General features: G+C 58.1%; 17 protein-coding genes. 9 read left to right on the top strand and 8 right to left on the bottom strand.

Features of this window, described 5'->3' with window-relative positions; genetic code table 11:
- The first annotated feature begins 32 nt into the window (after nucleotides 1-32).
- Nucleotides 33-1,949: an ABC transporter ATP-binding protein gene (locus tag HMPREF2860_RS09340; RefSeq protein ID WP_038626064.1), complete on the top strand. Its 1,917-nt coding sequence runs from the start codon at nucleotides 33-35 to the stop codon at nucleotides 1,947-1,949.
- 57 nt (nucleotides 1,950-2,006) lie between these two features.
- Here the strand turns inward: HMPREF2860_RS09340 and HMPREF2860_RS09335 are convergent, their stop codons facing one another.
- Nucleotides 2,007-2,966, bottom strand: a complete 960-nt coding sequence (locus HMPREF2860_RS09335) for a diacylglycerol kinase (protein ID WP_038626066.1) — start codon at nucleotides 2,964-2,966, stop codon at nucleotides 2,007-2,009.
- A 225-nt stretch (nucleotides 2,967-3,191) separates the two neighbouring features.
- On the opposite strand from HMPREF2860_RS09335, the gene HMPREF2860_RS09330 reads away from it, so the two are divergent.
- The 3 genes from HMPREF2860_RS09330 to HMPREF2860_RS09320 all read left to right on the top strand — a co-directional run bounded on the left by HMPREF2860_RS09330 (nucleotide 3,192) and on the right by HMPREF2860_RS09320 (nucleotide 8,404).
- Nucleotides 3,192-4,886 carry an FAD-binding oxidoreductase gene (locus HMPREF2860_RS09330; protein ID WP_049181307.1) on the top strand — a complete coding sequence of 565 codons (1,695 nt, stop codon included), beginning with the start codon at nucleotides 3,192-3,194 and terminating at the stop codon, nucleotides 4,884-4,886.
- A 685-nt stretch (nucleotides 4,887-5,571) separates the two neighbouring features.
- Nucleotides 5,572-7,155, top strand: a complete 1,584-nt coding sequence (locus tag HMPREF2860_RS09325; RefSeq protein WP_038626068.1) for a glycerol-3-phosphate dehydrogenase/oxidase — start codon at nucleotides 5,572-5,574, stop codon at nucleotides 7,153-7,155.
- A 97-nt stretch (nucleotides 7,156-7,252) separates the two neighbouring features.
- Nucleotides 7,253-8,404 carry a MalY/PatB family protein gene (locus tag HMPREF2860_RS09320; protein WP_038626070.1) on the top strand — a complete coding sequence of 384 codons (1,152 nt, stop codon included), beginning with the start codon at nucleotides 7,253-7,255 and terminating at the stop codon, nucleotides 8,402-8,404.
- An 8-nt stretch (nucleotides 8,405-8,412) separates the two neighbouring features.
- On the opposite strand, the gene HMPREF2860_RS09315 is transcribed toward HMPREF2860_RS09320, so the two are convergent.
- The 4 genes from HMPREF2860_RS09315 to HMPREF2860_RS09300 form a co-directional block, all read right to left on the bottom strand.
- Complete coding sequence (locus HMPREF2860_RS09315; RefSeq protein ID WP_038626072.1) at nucleotides 8,413-9,771, bottom strand: acid phosphatase; 1,359 nt, start codon at nucleotides 9,769-9,771, stop codon at nucleotides 8,413-8,415.
- 280 nt (nucleotides 9,772-10,051) lie between these two features.
- The gene (locus HMPREF2860_RS09310; RefSeq protein ID WP_005510660.1) at nucleotides 10,052-10,918 is read right to left on the bottom strand and encodes a 3-hydroxybutyryl-CoA dehydrogenase; all 867 of its coding nucleotides are present in this window, start codon (nucleotides 10,916-10,918) and stop codon (nucleotides 10,052-10,054) included.
- 186 nt (nucleotides 10,919-11,104) lie between these two features.
- On the bottom strand, nucleotides 11,105-11,722 hold the full coding sequence (locus HMPREF2860_RS09305; RefSeq protein ID WP_038626076.1) for a hypothetical protein: 618 nt from the start codon (nucleotides 11,720-11,722) through the stop codon (nucleotides 11,105-11,107).
- The gene (locus HMPREF2860_RS09300) at nucleotides 11,722-12,045 is read right to left on the bottom strand and encodes a putative quinol monooxygenase (RefSeq protein ID WP_038629105.1); all 324 of its coding nucleotides are present in this window, start codon (nucleotides 12,043-12,045) and stop codon (nucleotides 11,722-11,724) included. The genes HMPREF2860_RS09305 and HMPREF2860_RS09300 overlap by 1 nt, the downstream gene beginning before the upstream one ends.
- Nucleotides 12,046-12,154: 109 nt before the next feature.
- Between HMPREF2860_RS09300 and HMPREF2860_RS09295 the strand changes: the two genes are divergently transcribed.
- Nucleotides 12,155-12,706 carry a gamma carbonic anhydrase family protein gene (locus HMPREF2860_RS09295; protein WP_370547258.1) on the top strand — a complete coding sequence of 184 codons (552 nt, stop codon included), beginning with the start codon at nucleotides 12,155-12,157 and terminating at the stop codon, nucleotides 12,704-12,706.
- A gap of 62 nt (nucleotides 12,707-12,768) precedes the next feature.
- On the opposite strand, the gene HMPREF2860_RS09290 is transcribed toward HMPREF2860_RS09295, so the two are convergent.
- Nucleotides 12,769-13,476 (bottom strand): isochorismatase family protein, encoded by a 708-nt coding sequence (locus HMPREF2860_RS09290; RefSeq protein WP_070431908.1) that lies wholly within the window; start codon nucleotides 13,474-13,476, stop codon nucleotides 12,769-12,771.
- 171 nt (nucleotides 13,477-13,647) lie between these two features.
- Here HMPREF2860_RS09290 and HMPREF2860_RS09285 point away from each other — a divergent pair, with 171 nt between their 5' ends.
- Nucleotides 13,648-14,634: a DUF808 domain-containing protein gene (locus HMPREF2860_RS09285; protein WP_038626080.1), complete on the top strand. Its 987-nt coding sequence runs from the start codon at nucleotides 13,648-13,650 to the stop codon at nucleotides 14,632-14,634.
- Between the two features lie 3 nt (nucleotides 14,635-14,637).
- Here the strand turns inward: HMPREF2860_RS09285 and HMPREF2860_RS09280 are convergent, their stop codons facing one another.
- Together HMPREF2860_RS09280 and HMPREF2860_RS09275 are read right to left on the bottom strand one after the other, a co-directional pair.
- Nucleotides 14,638-15,174, bottom strand: a complete 537-nt coding sequence (locus HMPREF2860_RS09280) for a YchJ family protein (RefSeq protein WP_311199638.1) — start codon at nucleotides 15,172-15,174, stop codon at nucleotides 14,638-14,640.
- Between the two features lie 80 nt (nucleotides 15,175-15,254).
- Entirely contained in the window at nucleotides 15,255-16,688 is a 1,434-nt protein-coding gene (locus tag HMPREF2860_RS09275; RefSeq protein WP_049181340.1) for a GuaB1 family IMP dehydrogenase-related protein, read from the bottom strand.
- 152 nt (nucleotides 16,689-16,840) lie between these two features.
- Here HMPREF2860_RS09275 and HMPREF2860_RS09270 point away from each other — a divergent pair, with 152 nt between their 5' ends.
- The 3 genes from HMPREF2860_RS09270 (at nucleotide 16,841) to HMPREF2860_RS09260 (ending at nucleotide 19,881) form a co-directional block, all read left to right on the top strand.
- Nucleotides 16,841-18,091, top strand: coding sequence for a glutaminase (locus tag HMPREF2860_RS09270; RefSeq protein ID WP_069359252.1), 1,251 nt, complete (start codon nucleotides 16,841-16,843; stop codon nucleotides 18,089-18,091).
- A 96-nt stretch (nucleotides 18,092-18,187) separates the two neighbouring features.
- Nucleotides 18,188-19,060, top strand: coding sequence for a patatin-like phospholipase family protein (locus HMPREF2860_RS09265; RefSeq protein WP_038626088.1), 873 nt, complete (start codon nucleotides 18,188-18,190; stop codon nucleotides 19,058-19,060).
- Between the two features lie 296 nt (nucleotides 19,061-19,356).
- Nucleotides 19,357-19,881 (top strand): CBS domain-containing protein, encoded by a 525-nt coding sequence (locus tag HMPREF2860_RS09260; protein ID WP_070628833.1) that lies wholly within the window; start codon nucleotides 19,357-19,359, stop codon nucleotides 19,879-19,881.
- Nucleotides 19,882-19,921: the final 40 nt, after the last annotated feature.

Genomic DNA, 19,921 nt, shown 5'->3' with positions numbered 1-19,921 from the left:
GGAGTCATCATCCCGCAAGATAGAGGTCTTTCGTGCGTCTGCTCAGCAGAATTCTATCCACTACGCGAGTGCTCTGGCCTTTCTATATCGGGGTCATCATCTGTTCGCTGGCCACCGCCGCCGCGTCGTTGATTAGCCCTTTCCTCATCCGCGATGCCACCGATGCCATCGTCGGCGCGGTGTCCAGCGATGAAGGCTTGAGCCAAGCGGCGATGTCCAACACCACTCGCACCGTGATTTGGCTGGTCATCGGACTGCTGATTGCCGATCTGACGCAAACCATCGTGCATAACATCGGTGGTTACCTGGGTGATGTGATGACCGCGCGCATGCGCGAGATTCTGTCGACCCGTTACTATGCAAAACTGCTGTCTCTGCCGCAGCGCTATTTCGACAGCCAGGTCACGGGCACAATTATCGCCCGCTTGGAACGCTCGATTACCAATATCACGCAATTTCTCCAGGCGTTTTCCAACAACTTCTTCCCGATGTTGTTGACCGTCGGTGCAGTGCTGGCCATCACTGCTTGGTACTACTGGCCGCTGGCGGTGCTGCTGATTATCGTTTTCCCGGTCTACACCCTGCTCACCGCATTGACGTCGAGACGCTGGCAAAAGGTTGAAGCCAAGAAAAACGAACAAATCGATATCGCCGGTGGCCGTTTTGCCGAGGTCATCGGCCAGGTCAAGGTTGTTCGATCCTTCACCGCGGAGCTGCGCGAGATTGCTTTCTTTGGTTCCCGTTTCCGCCGCACCATCTCCCTGACCCACGAGCAGTCAACGTGGTGGCACCGCATGGATGCCCTGCGCGGCGGCATTTTGAACGTCATCTTCGCAGGTATCTACCTGCTGCTTTTCCTTCGCACCTTGTCGGGTGAGTTCTCCATCGGCACCATGGTCATGCTCATTCAGCTGATTAATATGGCGCGCCAACCGGTGACCATGATGAGTTTCTTGGTCGACGCTGCCCAGCGCGCAGTCGCCGGTTCCCGAGACTACTTCAAGGTTATGGAACTCACCCCAGAGGCCCGCACGCAGCCGGAGCTGCTCAGTGCAGCGACCGCGAATAACGGCAACGTCGATCCCACCGCTGAAGGTTCCACCTCAGCCAACGTCGCCAGCGACAGTGTCTACCGCTCCTCCCTGGAACGCGCAGCCGAGCAGGAGGCTATAGACGCTCCCGTCGTCGACTTCGATGCAGTGGACTTCGCCTACGAAGAGGACAAGCCGGTGCTCTCCAACGTCAGCTTCCAGGCGTACTCAGGTCAAAAAATCGCCTTGGTCGGCGAATCGGGTGGCGGCAAGTCCACCATCGTCAACCTGCTGCTCGGCTTTTATGCCCCGACCGCAGGCCACTTGCGCGTTCTGGGGTCGGATGTCTCCGAGGTTTCCGGTTCCACTCTGCGCGCCGACTCTGCCGTCGTGTTCCAGGACTCCTCGCTGTTCTCCGGCACGATTCGGGAGAACATCGCCTACGGCAAACCCAACGCTACCGATGAGGAAGTCATCGCTGCGGCCAAAAAGGCCAATGCCGACGACTTCATTCGCAGCTTCGCCGACGGCTACGACACCACTATTGGTGAGCGAGGGTTGAAGCTCTCGGGTGGCCAGAAGCAGCGCATCGCTATTGCGCGCGCAATTTTGAAGGATGCTCCCCTGCTCATCCTGGACGAGGCCACTTCAGCGCTGGACACCAAGGCAGAACGCGAAGTTCAGCGTGGCTTGGACAAGCTGATGGAGGGGCGCACCACGGTTATCATCGCCCACCGCCTGTCCACGATTTCCGATGTGGACACCATCGTTACGCTGCGTGACGGTCACGTCGACGAGGTGGGCGCACCCGCCGAATTGGCACAGACTGACGGCATCTACGCCGAGCTGCTGCGCCTGACGGCCTCGGCTTCTGCGGCGGATCGTCTGCGCCTGAAGAGCTACGGAATCAAGGGGTAACGCGACGTCGTCAAGCATGCGGAAAAAGCTTGACGACGAGAACCCCCTTGCGCTCTTTTACGGACGGGGAACGATGTAGCGGCCAGCGCCTGGAACGACTTCCACCGTAACTGGCATCGGGAACATGAGGTCACCGTCAGCGTAGGCATTCATCTGGCGTGGCGGGCCAATATATTCCACGTAAGCCTTCTTAGCGCGATAGGTACTGACCTCACCGATTTTTTCAACGGTGCCGTCAAATACGGACTTGAAAGCAAGGGCGGCCTTGATCCGTCCGGCCTTGCCAATGACGGTGATGTCCATCAGGCCATCGGAGTGGTCTGCAGACGGGCAAATCTTCATACCACCGCCGTAAGAACGGGTGTTGCCGAAAGCGGCCAGCGTGATGGGATCTTCGAGAACCCGATGGTCGTCAAGCGTGATGCGAAATGGCAGGGAGTGGAAAGCCAAGAATTCGCGGACGATGGCCAGGTTGTAGCGGTTGCGGCCGTGTGGCCAGGTCATCTGATTGACGCGGTCGGAGACAATGGAGTCGAAGCCGGCACACATGATAGTGCCGAACCAGCGCCGGTCCCCTGTTGCGCTCGTAATGCGGCCGAGGTCAGTGGTTGTCCAGAAACCGTCGGCGATAACATGAGCAGCATCGCGAGCATTGCCACGCGGCAGATTGTATTCACGGCCGTGGTCGTTTCCGGTGCCAGCGGGGATAATACCGAGGGGGATGCCGGTCTGTGCCTGTTCCTGCAGCGCGAGGTTAATCATGCCGTCGCCACCGCAAACTGCCAAGGCATCGATTCGGCCGTCGGCGATGACCTCACGAATGAGCTTGCGGGCATCGTCGGGGTTAGCACCTTGTAGAGCGATGACGTCGATACCGCGATCCGCGAACACTCGACTTGCCCGAGCTGAGGCAATCTGCGAGGCGCCATGACCGGCGTGGGGGTTAGTGACCAGAGCGAGGGTACGAATCTTAGTTGTTCCCAGCGGGTAACTGAGATCTTTGTCGTTAGCGTTCATCGAAGAATTACCTACTTTTACGTGGGCTTTTGACCGGCCGAAACTGGCCTTTATGCGGTTTTGCTACCGCACCTAACTAAAGCCTACCAAGAATGATTGACATTTTTCGAGAAAACGTAACGCAATACCGCTATAATACAAAGATGTAAAGATGTGCTTCTGCACAAGTTACACATAATTCCGCAGTTCAGGCTCTCAGCACCGATGCCCAAGGAGAAGCTCAGGATGTCTAACAAGCTCACGATTCCGTACCGCATGCGCTGGTGGGGCTGGGGTGTTGACGGCAACGACAAGCCAATCACCGCGGCCAGCGAGAAGCTCCTGCAGCGCGAAATCGGCATGTCATTGGACGCAAACAACCCGCCGCGCAATATCGCCGATGTCACCATCTCCGATAGTCGCCTCAGCAACGAGGATGTCGAGGCCCTGGGGGCTATTATCGGCGCGGATGCCGTCGCCACCGACCATGACACCCGTGTCAAGCACGCGGTCGGCCGCTCCTACCCCGACCTGGTTCGCCTTCGCGCAGCCAAGCTCGATGTCGCCCCAGATGCTGTTGTACTACCGAAAACTGAAAAGCATATCGAGGACCTGTTCAAGGTCTGCGCTGAGCGCAAGATTGCAGTCGTCCCCTTCGGCGGCGGCACCTCGGTCGTCGGCGGCGTGGAGGCTATTGACGGAGGCATGGGTAAGGCCATCGCAGTGTCCATGACCGCCTTTAACAAGATCATCGACATTGACAAGGTCGCTGGCACCGTCACCGCCCAGACCGGCGTTTTCGGCCCCGACCTGGAAAAGGAGCTGTCCAAGGCCGGCTTCACCGCTGGTCACTTCCCGCAGTCCTTCGAGTACTCCACTGTCGGCGGTTGGGTTTCCTGCCGCTCCGCAGGCCAGGAATCCTCTGGTTACGGTCGCATCGACCGCAATGTGATTGGCATGCGCGTCGTCACGCCAGCCGGCACCATGGAGTTCCGCGACATGCCGTCGTCGGCATCCGGCCCAAACCCGCGTGAGCTTTTCCTGGGGTCGGAGGGCACCCTGGGTATCATCACGCATGTGACGATTGCCCTAAATCAGCGTCCGCAAAAGGAGATGCTCTTCGACACCTACTTCTTCAACTCCTTTGAGGAAGCCGCCGAAGAGCTGCGCAAGTTGGAGCAGAGCGGAAATATCCCGCACCTAGCGCGCATCTCCGACGAGAAGGAAACGCTGTTTGGCCTCACTCAGCTGGGCTCCGCCAGCATGTCCGAGAAGGTCACAAAGTACCTGAAGCTGCGTGGCATCGATACCCCGTGCATGGTGATTTTTGGCTTCGCCCAGACTGATCCGGTCGGCGCCCGCGTCACCCGTGAGCGCCTGGCCGGTCGCCTGCTGACCAAGAAGTGCGTCCGCATGGGCTCCATTCCGGGCATGGCTTGGGTTAACCACCGCTTCTCCTCGCCGTACCTGCGCGATGTCATGATGACCCGCCGCGTCGGTGTCGACACCCTGGAGACCGCCACCACCTGGGATAACGCCGCTACACTGCGCCGCGAAATCGCCTCCGCAATGGAAACCGCTGGCGAGAAGCACGGCACCCCGGTGTACGTCTTCTGCCACATCTCGCACATGTACGAATCCGGCTGCTCGCTGTACTTCACGTACTTCTTCCGCGAGACCGAGGGCGAGATTCTCCAGCAGTGGATGGACATCAAGTCCGCGGCATCAGAGGCCATAATGAAATTCGGCGGCACCATCACGCACCACCACGGCATTGGCCAGGATCACAGCCCGCAGTACTACGAGGAGAACACCGAATTGTTCGCCAAGGTCATGCGCGCAATTAAGGACGAACTCGACCCCGCTGGCATCCTCAACCCGGGCAAGTTGGCTACCGGCCCGCGCTCCTTGGAAGAGCGTTACGACGGCAACATGATCTAACCCTGTCGCCGCCAGCTTCGGCCCAACCGCTATTTGCTGCTGACCACGGCAAAACCCGGCCTGTCTAGCCGCCAGCCTCGGTTAGCGAGCTAGACTGACCAGTTCACTGGCGTAGATTTCTGGCGACGTTGGGCCGTCATAAATAAACAGTGAAACGTAATCGTCAAGGGTAAAAGATTCGAGTGCTGCGGTCATTGTCGCTGTCGCTTCTTCCTAGAATTCCAAGCGAGAATGCTCGGATGGTGGGATGGGTCGGCTCAATCGGTGCGATTTCGTCCGTGCGACCGCAAACAGCGTGGCGTTTTACATGCCTAAGCGCGTCTTTTTAGTTACGACCTGTCTGGGGCGGCACGGACTGGAGACAGCAGCAACACATCTGCAGCGATGGTGCAGTAGCGGCGAAAGCTCGGTTCATGGACTCAGAGCGGTTGGACGCTGGGTGCATAGCCATCGAGGTGTCTCCTTCCTTGTAATCCCCGGGAAATGATTCGCAACTAAGAAAGATTTCTTGAATCAATATCCGTGCCGGTCGTTGATAATGAACAACTTAGTCTATTTCTAATTGCCTTGCAATGGGTTACGCCCCGAAATAGTTCACGCTCACTACGCACTCCACAACTTCATCACGTACGCCAGATCGTTTCATCACTATTACCGTCTTCGGGAAAGTCGAGGAAGAAAGACTATGACTGCCACGCACGCTCCTCAGCGCGATCGCTCAGCTGCGGTTTTGAACAAGGCTCGTCGGCAAGCGGACTTGAATCGTCTGCGCGAAGATACCGCTAAGGGCGCGATCCCTGATCTGCTGGTCATCGGCGCCGGTATCACTGGTGTCGGCATCGCTTTAGATGCAGCATCGAGGGGTTTGAATACCGTTCTCGTCGAATCGAAGGATTTAGCTTTCGGTACCTCTCGTTGGTCGTCGAAGCTCGCCCACGGCGGCCTGCGCTACCTTGCCAGCGGCAATGTCGGTATCGCTCGCCGCTCAGCTATTGAACGTGGTGCGCTGCTCGACGTCACCGCTCCGCACCTGGTGCATAACCTGCCGCAGGTCGTACCGGTGATGGATAAGTTTGCACCGCTGACCCGAATTTTGCCACGGTTAGGCTTTTTGGCCGGTGACTTCCTGCGCATTATCGCTGGTACCTCCGCCACTACCCTGCCGCTGTCCCGCACTGTCGGTTCCCGCCGAGTCAGCCAGCTTTCGCCGACCGTACGTAAGCGCGAGGTGAGATTCGGCTACGTCAACTACGACGGTCAGCTGCGTGACGACGCACGCTTGGTCACCGCTATCGCTCGAACTGCCGCTAGCTACGGTGCAACTATTCTGACCCGGGTGCGCTGCGAGACTGCCTCTGGCACGAGCGCCACACTAATCGACGAGCTCACTGGCGATTCCTTCGAGCTGCCTGCTCACGCTGTGGTCAATGCCACTGGTGTGTGGGCAGCCGAACTGGCGACGAACATCAAGATTCGCCCATCTCGCGGCACACACCTGGTTCTCGACGCCGCGAAGCTAGGCAACCCTACCGGCTCTCTCACGGTACCGGTGCCCGGTCACACCAACCGTTTCTGTTTTGTCCTGCCCGCAGAGCACAACCGCGTCTACATCGGCCTGACAGATGAGGATGCACCGGGCTCGATCCCGGATATTCCGGAAGTACCGGAGGATGACATCGTTTTTCTGCTCGATGTCATCAACCAGGCACTCGAGGTTCCGCTCACTCGCGGCGATGTCATCGGCGCTTTCGCCGGCCTGCGTCCACTTATCGACGCCGGCGAGGCACACACCGCTGACCTCTCTCGCGAACACGCCTTGTTGGAGGCCCCGAACGGCCTGATTTCCATTACTGGTGGCAAACTCACCGAGTACCGTCTTATGGCTGAGCAAACCGTGGATAAGGTCGAAGAGAAGCTCGGTGTTTCGCTTGCCCCGTGCTCTACCCGCACGATCCCTGTGCTGGGCTCCGAGCCGGAGGAGCTCGACCGCGCTCGCACCGCTGCCGCTGCAGGCCGTATCCCGATGCCGCTGTTTAATCGCTACGGTGCCGAATCCTTCGAGGTCATCGAATCCTGTCCGCTCGACCGACCGCTCGCCCCGGTAGCGGAGGGTCTCGATGTCACCCGCGCCGAGTTCGCCTGGCATGTGACGCACGAGGGAGCTCTCAGTGTCGACGATATTCTCGATCGCCGCACACGTCTGGGGCTGGTCAAGGCTGATCGCGAAGCTGCCCTGCCAGCTGCTGAGGAGGCACTGAGGCTGACCTAGCGCTGGTCATTGCTGTGGCTGCTTCTGATGTGGCCGTAGCTACTGGATAAAACGGGGAGTCTTCGGACTTCCCGTTTTTTCTGTATACACGGAAACTATGAGTGTAAATAACGCTGTCACATTCCCCTCCCTCGATAAACTCCGCTCCCGCGGGACAGTCAAATGGACCGCATATTCCCCGGACGTGCTGCCACTGTGGGTCGCCGAATCCGATGCCACAACCTGCCCTGCGGTCAGCGCCGCAATCGACGAGGCGTGTCAGCGCGAACAGTTCGGATACCTCTCGCAAGACATCACCGCGCTTACGACCGCAACCGCGGACTTTTCCGCAGCACGCTACGGATGGCGCCCGAACCCCGACAATATCTTTGCAGTCGCCGACGTCGTCCGCGGTGTCACGCTCGCGGTTGAACGCTTCACCCGCCCCGATTCTGCAATTGTCGTCCCCACTCCTGCCTATATGCCGTTCTTCCAGGTAGGTCCCGCGCTGGGACGCGAGACAGTGTGCATTCCCACGCTTGCCGACGGCCCAGATCTCAGCGCCCTCGAACGCGCCTTCGCCGACGGTGCCGGTTGCCTAATCTTGTGTAACCCGAATAACCCTCTCGGCTTTACCTACTCCCCCGAAAAACTGCGTGAGATTACCGATTTAGCCGCTCGCTTTGGTGCACGAGTTATCTCAGACGAGATTCACGGCCCAGTAGTTCTAAATGGCACTCACACTCCAACCGCGTCGGTGTCGGATACCGCGGCGGCCGTGACTATCACAGTGACTGCTACCTCGAAGGGCTGGAATACCGCTGGCCTCAAGTGTGCGCAGATTATCTTTAACGACGAAGATGCCAAAACCTGGCTTGAGCTGCCCTTCATTGTGCGCGAAGGCGCCTCTATTCTTGGTGTCGCCGCTGCCACCGCCGCCTACCGCGATGGTGTGCCCTGGTTGGACAACTTTATCAATGTCCTGCGCACCAACCGTGAGACTCTGCGAACACGTTTGTCCACTATTGCGCCGCAGGCTCGCTTTACCCCGCCGCAGGCATCATTCTTGGCGTGGTTGGACTTGGGTGACGTGCCTGGTGTTGACAGTGATGACCCAGCTGCGTGGTTGGTTGAAAACGCCAAAATAGCACTAAACCCCGGCTTTGCATTCGGCGAAGGCGGGGCTGGGCATGTGCGGCTTAACTTTGCGACCTCCCCGGAAATCCTCAGTGAGGCCCTGGACCGTCTCGACGCGGCCCTGCGCTTGTAGTTGACGTTTTAGTTGGTGACAGTGACGCTGCCATCGGCGTTGACAACAACGTTGGCGGCCAGAGCGCGAGCCAGGTTCATGCGAACGTGCTGCCCCTCACCGTCGGTGCGGTCGAGCGGGTAACCGGATGGGATTGCAGTCTGAGCAAGGATGGAGTTGCGCTGTTCCTCAGTCAACTGCGGGAAGCGAGTCTCCAGCAACCCTGCGTAACGCTTCGGAACAACAACTGGCTCATTAGCCGGGCCAACCTGCTTGAAGTCGTAGGTCATGCGCTCGGTGTACTGCTGAACGGCAGCTGCGGTGCTCATGTACGGGGTGTCCTTGGCAACGCAGTTGGCGATGGTGTCGCCACAGCGGTACTCGAGCTCCGTACGCAGCTCATCCATTGCTTCTTCGATGAGTGGGCGGAACTCTGGGTCTGCCCAACGGTCAGCTGCGGCCTGGTTGCCCATCATGCGGCCGCCCATGACGTCCAGAGGGTAGTGGACGCCCATGACAAGGCGAGAATGACCGGCCTCGGACGCACGCGCCTGAATCTGTGGCGCAACCTCCGGCAACATTAGGGCCAGCAGGGTTGAAGTCCATGCAGCCTTGTTGGTGTGACCCGACGGGTAGGACGGCGTGGTCGAGTACGGGTCATCCTGGCCTTCGCGGTAGTAGCGCTCGATGCGCTCCGGCGCCACCACAAACGGGCGATCGTAGCCGTAGACGTACTTCTCGAAGAAGGTCGAGCTGACCAGACCGCCGCCGCGAGCAAGGTTGCCGGACAGCAGGGCCTTCACCTTCGGCAGCCGATCCTCATCGTAGGCATCACGGAAGTGCTGACCCAGGCTTGCACCGAAAGCAGTGGAAATATTGGCCAGTGGGTCTAGGTAGTCGTCATCAAGAGCGAGTTCCTGTGCCTGCGGGTCATTCTTGGCAGCGTTGTTAATGCGGACGACCGTTTCGAGGTTCTGGTCCATGACCTCTGGGTGGCTCTTCTCCAGCTCCACGAAAGGATGCACAACGTAGAAGTAGAACCAGTTATCGGTGGCGGCATCCGATGGGTAAGCGCGCGCAATCTGGTCCGGGCGGTACGAGGTTGGCTTCGGCGCATTCGGGTCGGTGTTTTCCCCGGAAGATGATGGCAGCGAAATGGAATCCGGGACCTCCAAGCCACCGCCGGGCAGCTTAATTCCCTCTGGAGCGGCCACATTAGCTGGGAGATCAGAAACAGAGTCCAGGCGGTTGCCCAGCTCGGCCAACGGGTTGACCGGAGCTGCCACGGCCGTTGCCGGCGTAAGCCCCATTACAACTGCCACTGCTGCGGTAGCAGCGCCGACGCGAGTACGAGTTGCAATGCGCTTGTGCGGCTTCAAAGAAGACACTGAAACATTCCTTTCCAGATTGCTGCGTGGGAGGCACCAGTTGTGAAGTGCTCTATAAGCCAAGGTCTGACAAAATCTTCACTTATGTTAAGCGCACTGTGAGGTTTCGGCTCGTTGAAAAGAAACAAGTTTTCAAGATGCTAGCGCCAATCGTGGGAACTTTCCCCCTCAGACGCCGGGTTTTCACTGATAAATGCATAAAAGAAACCGGTTGGCGGGATAAACGCCCGTCAACCGGTAAGAATTCAATACTCGCCCCAAACGGGGCTAAAAGCGTGGACTACTTGGAGTAGTCGTAGAAGCCACGTCCGGACTTGCGGCCGAAGTGACCCGCCTCAACCATGCGCTTGAGCAGCGGAGGTGCCGCGTAAGTCGGCTCCTTGTACTCATCGAACATGGCATCGGCAATGAACTTGATGGTGTCCAGACCAACCATGTCGGCCAGAGTCAGCGGACCCATCGGGTGCGCACAGCCATTGACCATGCCGGCATCGATGTCCTCTGCGGTAGCGATGCCGTCCTGCAGCATGCGGATAGCGCCGAGGATGTACGGAACCAGCAGAGCGTTAACAATGAAGCCCGAGCGGTCCTTAGCGCGAATGACGGTCTTGCCCAGCGCCTCGGAAGCGTACTCGTACGCACGCTCCGACTGAACATCACCGGTCGTCAGAGTAACGACATGCTCTACCAGAGGCAGAACCGGAACCGGGTTGAAGAAGTGCAGGCCCATGACACGCTCCGGGCGCTTGGTGGCTGCAGCAATGGACTGAATTGGTAGCGAGGAGGTGTTGGAAGCCAGGATGGCATCGTCCGACTCAACAATCTCATCGAGCTGCGAGAAGACGCTGGCCTTTACTTCCGGGTTCTCCACGATGGCCTCGATGACCAGTTCACGGTCAGCGAAGTCTTCCAGCTTGGTGGTGAAGCTAATACGCCCCAGAATCTCGTCACGTGCAGACTGCTCTAGCTTGCCACGGGAAACGGCCTTATCCAGCGACTTTTCAATACGGGCGCGACCGGACTCAAGGAACTCTTCCTTGGCCTCCCAGACCTTGACATCGCTACCGGCCTTCGCACAGACCTCAATAATTCCGGAGCCCATCTGACCGGCGCCGACGATACCTACTCGCGAGATGCTATTTGCCATTGGCGTATTTTCCTACCTTCTACTCTGGGCTATTAGTCAGCATTGTGCTTCATCCGAGTGCGCATTCGCTTGACGACGATCACAGCGCACTGGCTTTATTTACACGCTACTCACTTCCCCGGTTCCCCGGGCACGCTTTGCAGGACTTTTTTACTTGAATTTCCCCCCACGAGGTTTGGGCAGCGGCTAGTACTGCATACGTTTTTCCAGCGCCTGCTGAATATCTTCCAGCTGCTGCTGAGAAGAGCGTGCCAATTCTTGCAGGTCGTTTCCGCCATGCTTTTCCAGTTCTTCCCACTGGCCGAGCATCTTATCCAGGCTGCCTTCCATCAACGTCAGATAAGCCATATCTGCGTGTGGCCCCTCCTCGTTTTCGAGGCGAGTCATGGTGGCGGTGTCGAGCTTGGTCTCAGACGGATCGACATCGACGCCGAGAGTCTTGACTAGCTGCGATTCCTCTTCAGCAAAGATTGGCTCCGCCTGCTGCGCAATCTTTCGGGTCTCTTCCGAGACCGTTTCCTTCGCAATTAGCGCCTGCGATGCTTTCTTCAGCGCCGCAGTATCCGCCGCCAGCTGAGCCAAGTTATCCCGAATAGCGGCGGTGGAGGCAACAGCACTCGGCGCCTGGCTTGACTGATGTTGGCTGCCTTCCAAAGCTGCCTCATCGCTGTCCCCACAGGCACTGAGACCAACGACGAGAGCAGAGGCCAGCACAGCAGAGCCAATACGCAGGCCGCGTCCAATCAGAGAATAGGTGTCGCTGCTGGAAGCGGCTGCGCCATCGCGAATGGTGTCTGAGGACATTAGTCGACCTGCAGCTCGCCCATGCGATCCCAGTCCTGCTTATCTGGCAGTACCTGCGAGACAATCTTCGGGGTCTCAGCGAGCAGCGGCTTCATCGCCTCCAGCCCCTTGGCGAAGTGCTCGGAATTGACGTGGGCTTCACCAGCGTCATCATCGAATGCCTCGACGAGAATGTACTGGTTGGGGTCTTCTACGCTGCGGGACCATTCAAACCACTTGTTGCCAGCCTCTGCGCGGGTGGCAGCGGTGAACTCGGCGACGTGGTCCATCCATTCGTCGGCAAACTCCGGCTTAACTTGGTAATTCACAACGATAAAAATCATGTCGCCCACTGTAGGCGCGTCCAAGCAGAATTGCACCCTTCGAAGAATAGAGTTTCGCTAAGAATTTTTCTTACGCTGACCTCAGGTGACAGTTATATTGGTTTGTATGATGAACACTCCGCTCATTCTCACCTACCAAGATAAGACCCCACGTATTCATTCCAGCGCCTGGATTGCGCCCGGCGCGGTCATTATCGGTGATGTCGAAATCGGTGCGGATAGCTCCGTGTTCTACGGTTCTGTTCTCCGAGGTGACGTCGCACCGATTCGCATTGGCCAGCGCACCAATATTCAGGACAACTCCACGGTCCATGTCGACCGAGGCGTGCCCACAATTCTCGGCGATGATGTCACCGTCGGACACATGGCCTTGGTTCACGGCACCACGGTTGAAGATGGTTGCCTCATCGGCATGAAGTCCACCCTGCTTTCACGTTCCCGTATCGGCGCTGGCAGCCTCATTGCCGCAGGTGCCGTGGTATTGGAAGATCAGGTCATCGACCCCAGATCACTGGCTGCAGGCGTTCCCGCCAAGGTGCGTCGTCAACTCTCGGCTGAGGAAGCAGAGGGCTTCATCGCCCATGCAGGGCGTTATGTGGAAACAGCGTCCAACCACCGCCACCTCCGCGAGGTCGACCTGGATATGGTGACTTTTAACTAGGTGGCTGCCGAAGCACCTAGCTAAGCGGCTAGTCGGATAGTTTGACGGTTAACGTAGCAGCACTACACCACAGTCGCGCCCGCCGCGGCCAATTCCGCTAGTGCAGCCTTGCCGCGCTCCGGGTCCACCGCCGCGACCTGATTGCTCAAAACGCGGACGGAAAAACCCTCCTTGAGACCATCCAGCACAGTGGCGCGGACACAGTGGTCAGTCGCAACACCCACCACATCGATTTCTTCGATGTCAGAGGCGCGGAGAGCGTCGGCAAGCGAAACGTCAGCCTCCGTTGTTCCCTCGAAACCGGAGTAGGCGGCGGCGTACTCCCCTTTCGTAACATCGATGCGCACAGCAGCGGGGTTGAGCTGCTCAAAAAACGCAATAGCGCGCTGCATGCCGGGGTGAATTTCCGCACCCGGGGTACCTGCGACACAGTGTTTCGGCCAGGTATCGACGAAATCCGGGGTTTCAGAGAAGTGAGTGCCTGGGTCGATGTGATTGTCACGGGTGGCCGCGAGAACCGAGTACTTGTTCGCTGTGCCCGCGACATGCAGATAGGTAGCGGTGTACGCTGCCTCAGCACCGTCGACGGCAAGTGCGCCGCCGGCGGAAAAATCATTCTGAGCGTCGACGACTACCAGTGCCATGCGGGGGCGCGCCGGGCGTTGTTGTTCCTCGGAGCCGGCATCGTTGCTGGTATCTGACTCGTTGTCCGCGTTATCGGCGTTGTCCGCGTTGACCTGTCGGTAGATTTCGGAGAAGGAAGCGTTCATGGTCTATATCTTGCCACGCGCGCACATTTAAAGGAGCACGCTAACTATCGACAAGACTTCAACAAGCTACCGACAACAAAGAGTCAATCCGGTGTAGCGGTTAAAATTGCTCCGGTAATTCTTTGATACGACGACGACTCCTGGTCGCGTCCTCCAATGCGGGAGGTTTTTATGGCAGGCGGACTTGTCGCGCTGCTTGACGACGTTGCCACGATTGCACGCGCTGCAGCGGCAACAACAGACGATATTGCGGCTGCGGCCGGCAAAGCTAGCGCTAAAGCCGCCGGTGTTGTGGTTGACGACGCTGCGGTGACGCCTAAATTCGTCGATGGTGTCTCGCCGAAACGCGAGCTGCCGATTATTTGGCGTATCACCAAGGGCTCCTTGGTAAATAAAATTGTCATTATTCTGCCGATTGCGCTGCTGCTCAGTCAGTTTCTGCCTTGGGCGCTGACGCCGATTTTGATGCTCGGTGGCTCATACCTGTGCTTTGAGGGCATGGAAAAGGTCTGGGAGAAGATTAAGCACCGGATCTCTCCCGATCAGACTGAGCAGGAACGGATGGAGGCGGCGACCAACCGCACACCGCAGAATGAAGATTCGCTGGTGAAGTCTGCAATTTTCACCGACTTAATTCTCTCTGCGGAAATCATGGTGATTTCTCTCAATGAGGTCGCTGATCAGCCGCTGCTCAACCGCGCGCTGATTCTTATCGTGGTGGCACTCATCATCACGCTTGCGGTCTACGGCGTGGTGGGCTTCTTGGTCAAGATTGATGACATTGGCCTGCACCTGCAGTCCAAGGAGTCAGCCGGTATCAGCAAGTTTGGTGCGGCGCTGGTCAAAGCCATGCCAATCGTTCTGAACACGATCGGCATTATCGGCACGTTTGCCATGTTGTGGGTCGGTGGCCACATCATGGTGGTCGGTCTCGACGAGCTGGGCTGGCACCTCCCCTACCAGCTAGTCCACAACCTTGAGCAGCTGTTTACCGGCGGCTTCCTCGGCTGGTTGGCCAACACCACCGGCTCACTGATTTTCGGCACCATCTGGGGTGCAATCATTGTGGCGATTGTCGCCGTGCTGCCATTCGACCACGGCAAGCACGACAAGTCTGACCAGGAAAATGCAGCGAAGGCCTCTGCCAAGGAAAGCTGACGCTTAGGAGTAGGTGACCTCGCCGTCGACGTAGACCCAACGTCGCGCACGACGAACAAAACGGGAACGCTCGTGCATCGTGCCGACACCGTCATGGTCATGAAAGGCCGCTTCAAATTCCACGATGCCTTCGCGGTCGTCCTCGCCACCATCGACAGTGTTGATGATGGTGAGTCCTTCCCATTCGACACCGTCATCGACATTGATAACTTCCGGGCGGTACCGCGGATGCCACGTCCGCCAGATGTAATCCACCTCGTGGGCAGCGTAAGCGCTGTACCTCGCTGCCATCAGCTCAGCTGCGGTCAAAGCCTCCCGCTCACCGCGGTGCAGCGGGCCACAGCACTGCCCGTAGAGTCCCCCACCGCACGGGCACAAATCGGAATCAGTAACGCGGGCGCGAGCGAAAAATGCGTTCCCGCTTCCTGCTCTAGCACCGTTTCCTGTTCCCAATCCGGCCTCCGTTACAGCACTGTTTTCTCTTAACTGCCGACCCATAGTCGCCAGCCCCTCCCCAATCTCACACGTGGTACTAAACACGTCCTAACAACGTCTTTACATACCTACCAATTGGCCGGCAGCGCCGCTAGTCGGTTTAGCCCCGAGAGGCTTGACGACGGCTAACGCGTCGCCCTCGGCATTCCTTCCGCAAAGCCCGCAGCGGATTGAATTCCCACCACTGCCCGCTCAGCGAACTGCTCGATGGTGGCCGAACCCGCGTATGTAAACGACGAACGTACACCCGAGATAATGCGATCGATCTGGTCTTCCACACCTTCGCGGCCGGGCTCCAGGTAGATTTTCGCAGTCGAGATGCCCTCTTCAAACATCTCACGCCGGGCCTTCTCAAAGGCCTCTACCTGCGCATTTCGGCTCTCCACCGCACGGTGTGAAGCCATGCCAAAGGACTCCTTGAACATGCGCCCGTCGACGTCCTTCTGGACATCTCCTGGGGACTCGAAAGTGCCGGCAAACCACGAGCCAATCATCACGTTGGACGCACCCGCAGCCAACGCAAGCGCAACATCGCGGGGATCCTTCACTCCACCGTCAGCCCAGATATGCACGCCGCATTCACGAGCAGCTGCAGCGCATTCGAGCACGGCGGAGAACTGTGGACGCCCAACACCGGTCTGCATTCGGGTTGTGCACATCGCACCCGGACCGACGCCGACCTTAATAATGTCGGCTCCCGCCTCCGCTAGGTCGCGAACACCATCGGCGGTCACGACATTGCCAGCGGCAATTGGCACAGGCGGGTTGAGCGCGCGGACTCGTCGTAAAGCACGGAGCATCGATTCCTGATGACCGTGCGCGGTATCGACAACGAGCACGTCGGCGCCTGCATCGAGCAGTGTCTTCGCGCGCCCTTCAACATCACCGTTGATGCCGAGCGCCGCACCGACGCGCAGCTTTCCCTCAGTGTCAACAGCGGGCTTGTAAAGCGTCGCACGCAGCGCGCCCTTACGCGTGAGAATACCCACCAGCGCACCATCGGCGTCCACCACCGGAGCGAGCTTGCGCCCGGATGCAGTGAGCTGGTCGAAGGCGTCACGGGGCTCAATGTCAGCCGGAAGCGTAAATAGCGAAGTGGACATGAGCGTCCCCACCTGCGCAAAGTTGTCAACGCCCGCCAGATCACGGCCGGTGATCAGACCAACCGGTTTGTTGTCTTCCACCACCACTGCCGCACCGTGCGCGCGCTTCGGCAGAAGATGGCGCGCATACCCTGCGGTGTGGTGAGGCTTGACGACGATCGGGGTGTCGAAAACCAGCCCAGCGGACTTGACCTTGCGAATACTCTCAGCGGCAATATCAGCTGGAACGTCCTGCGGCAGGATGGCAATTCCGCCTCGGCGGGCGGTGGTTTCGGCCATCCGGCGCCCGGAGATAGCCGTCATATTGGACACCACAATCGGAATGGTTGTGCCGGTGCCATCATTAGTGGACAAATCGACACCCATGCGAGAGCCGACGGATGACTTCGACGGCACCATGAACACATCGCTGTAGGTCAGCTCATAGGGCACGGACTGATTGTTGAGGAATTTCACATACCCCAGGATATGCTGATTTTTCCGGCGCGCACGGTGAGAGTGCACAGAGGTGAGCATCAGTGGCCGGCCTTGCCTGGTGTAGGTTCGAACGGGACTCCACTGACTCAACCGGGATTACCTTTCCCAGGAAAGATGCTTAGCAAAATCTGATGAAAACGCCGATCAAAGATTACCTTTCCGAAATCGTCGAATCCGTCCGCCCCGATGAGTCTGGCGAGGTGGCGGACTATATTCCCACCCTTGCTGAAGCTGATCCCGACCGCCTGGCACTAGCTATGACCACGGTGTCAGGCCGCACCTACACCGCGGGCGACACCGATACTGAATTCACGATTCAGTCGATGTCCAAGCCCTTCGCTTATGCCGCAGCCATCACTGAGCACGGCAAAGACAAAATCGACAGTATTGTGGGCACCGAGCCTTCCGGTGAGGCCTTCAACGAATTGTCGTTGGAGCAAGGCACGCACCGACCAAAGAATCCGATGATTAACGTCGGCGCACTGGCGATCAACCAGTTCGTATGCCAGCCAGGTGCCAACTGGAAGACTCGCACCAAGCACATGGTGGAGCTTCTCTCAACTTTGGCTGGCCGCAAGCTCCGCGTTGACTACGACGCCTATGAAAGCGAAATGGACTCCGCGCATCGAAACATGTCCATCGCGCATATGCTGGCAGCTTACGGTTTTATCGAAACCACGCCCCACGATGCTGTCCGCGGCTACACCGCACAGTGCTCCGTGCTGGTCAACACCCGCGATGTCGCCATGATGACCGCAGTGTTGGCCAACGGCGGCGTTAACCCGGTTACCAACCAGACTGTGCTCGGCCGCTCGGTTGTTCGCCGAGTCTTGTCCGTGATGGCTATTGCCGGCATGTACGACGAGGCCGGTGAATGGTTTACCGAAGTCGGAATTCCCGCCAAGAGCGGTGTCGCCGGCGGCTTGCTGGGCGCGCTGCCTGGACAGGCGGGTCTCGCAGCCTTTTCACCGCGATTGAACGACCACGGCAACAGCGTCCGCAGCATTGCCATCTTCCGGAAGCTCTCCGAAGATTTGGGCCTTCATCTCATGGATGCCGATGCGATTGGTTCGCGTGCGCTGCGCGGTACGCGCGTCAGCAATGGCCGCTCGATCATCGAGATTCAGGGGCCAGTCAACTTCACTGCGGCCGAGATTGTTCTCAACAGGTTGGCGACTTCCACACCGTCGGAAAGCGAAGTTGTCTTCGACGTCAGCCGCGTTGGCGTTGTCAACCCGGTGGGGCGCACCTTGATTCTGGAAGCGATGCGACGTCTGAGCCACGAGGGCAAGGAGATCTTGTTCTACGACCCGGAGGGCGTACTGCCGAACCCAGATATGGGCGAGGGGCTGCTGCCGGTCATCATCCAGGATGCGCCGTAAACTACGCTAACCGAAATCCAATATGGTGGTTCGGGTAGTCTTGAACAATCGTAACCCCCGAAAGACAGCAGCGCGATAACAACCGGAGGGATATAAATGCAGGTCAGCGATGTAGCATTAGTCTTCGAGGGCGGAGGGACTCGCAATAGTTACACGGCACCTTTCGTCGAACGGCTACTTCGCGAGGACATCGATGTCGGTTGGGTCGGCGGGGTAAGCGCCGGTGCCTCTCACGTAGTCAATTACCTTTCCCGGGATATCCAGCGCTCCATAAATAGCTTCACTGACTTCATTGCACAGCCGGCCAGCAGCGGCTGGCGCCCAATGTTGCGCGGACGCGGCTATTTCGATGCCGAGTACATCTATGAAGACGCGGGGCTTCCCGACGGCGCCATGCCCCTGGATTACGAGACTTTTAAGAACAATCCAACTCCCTATCGGATTTCTGCTGTCCGAGCGGATACGGGCGAGACCATCAACTGGGGGCCGGACAATATCCCAGATCTACCCACGCTGATGAAGTACACTCGCGCCAGTTCGACGATTCCGGGCGTCATGCGTATGCCCTATATTGATGGCGTTCCCTTCGTCGACGGTGCACTGGGATCATCAGGCGGTATCCCAATCGATGCCGCAGAAGCCGACGGCTTTAAGAAGTTCCTCATCGTTCTGACCCGTCCGAAGGGATTCCGCCGCACCGCCCCTAAGCGCCCACAGCTGCTGCGGCAGATTTTCCGCAGTAACCCGGTGGTGGCTGAGCTACTTATCACCAGGCACGAGCGCTACAACGCCTCCCTCGATTGGGCTGCTGAGCTTGAACGAAAAGGCCAAGCATATGTTTTCTACGCAAATAATATGAGCATCACAAAGGCGGAGCGGAAGCGGTCGAAGCTGATACACAACTACGAGCTCGGCCGGGCGCAAGCCGATGCCGAATGGCCAGCAATTCTAGAGTTCATGGGCTTGTAGCTTCCGCCACCTTTAGGAAGCTTTTCGTTCATTCCTCTTTACTGCGTACGTAACCTTGTGTTAACCTTTGCGTAGCGAACAACCTCGTTAGGTAAGGCTCCTATATCTACATAGGCCGCTGCCCTCCACTTTATCGAGAGTTTCGAACGACTCCCGAGGCAAGGGTCCATCTGAAGTGGCCACCTTTAGTTACGGTATTACATTGCCAACACTCTTAGGCGAAGGAGCCATAATTTTTCAATCAACAGAAATTCCCTCCTAGCAAAGGAGCTGGGATACCTGGAAAAGGATCCACAATGACACAGACACAGAACACCATCGCCAACTTCTTCAAGCCGAAATCTTCAATCAGCCCGTACAGCCTCCTGCCTGACACCGTAAGCATGCACATGACGGATTCTTACATTGCGCTGCCGGAGGACATCACTGTCGGTGAGGCACTGAGCACCTACGCAGCTGAATTTGCTCGTCTCGATGACGATAACTGTGTCTTCCTCGTCGACGATGAAGGCTACCTGACCAGCGACATTACGCTGAAGGAACTCCGCGAATACGCCGACCGCGATGCCTATATGAACACCGTCGGCGCTCCTGTGAAGGTCTTCGTCAAGCCCGAGGATCCAGCTGCCATCAGGGCTCGCCAGCTTATCGACGGGCGTCGCAGCGAGTTGCCCGTCGTCAGCAGCGGCAAGCTGGTAGGGGTTCTTACCGACCGCATCTCTGAGCGTATTCTTGGCAGGACTAAGGCAGCTAAGAAGGCAAAGAAGTCTAAGGGATTCTTCTCACCGATTACCGCGTTTTTCGGTGCCGCCAATAACTAGAGCGACTGGCTTGGGATGGTAACCCGAGTAACTCGAAAGG

The organism is Corynebacterium sp. HMSC064E10 (genome assembly GCF_001812505.1).
Classification (GTDB): domain Bacteria; phylum Actinomycetota; class Actinomycetes; order Mycobacteriales; family Mycobacteriaceae; genus Corynebacterium; species Corynebacterium amycolatum.
The sequence above is the reverse complement of the archived record's forward strand: the minus strand, read 5'-3'. Positions and strand labels throughout refer to the sequence as shown.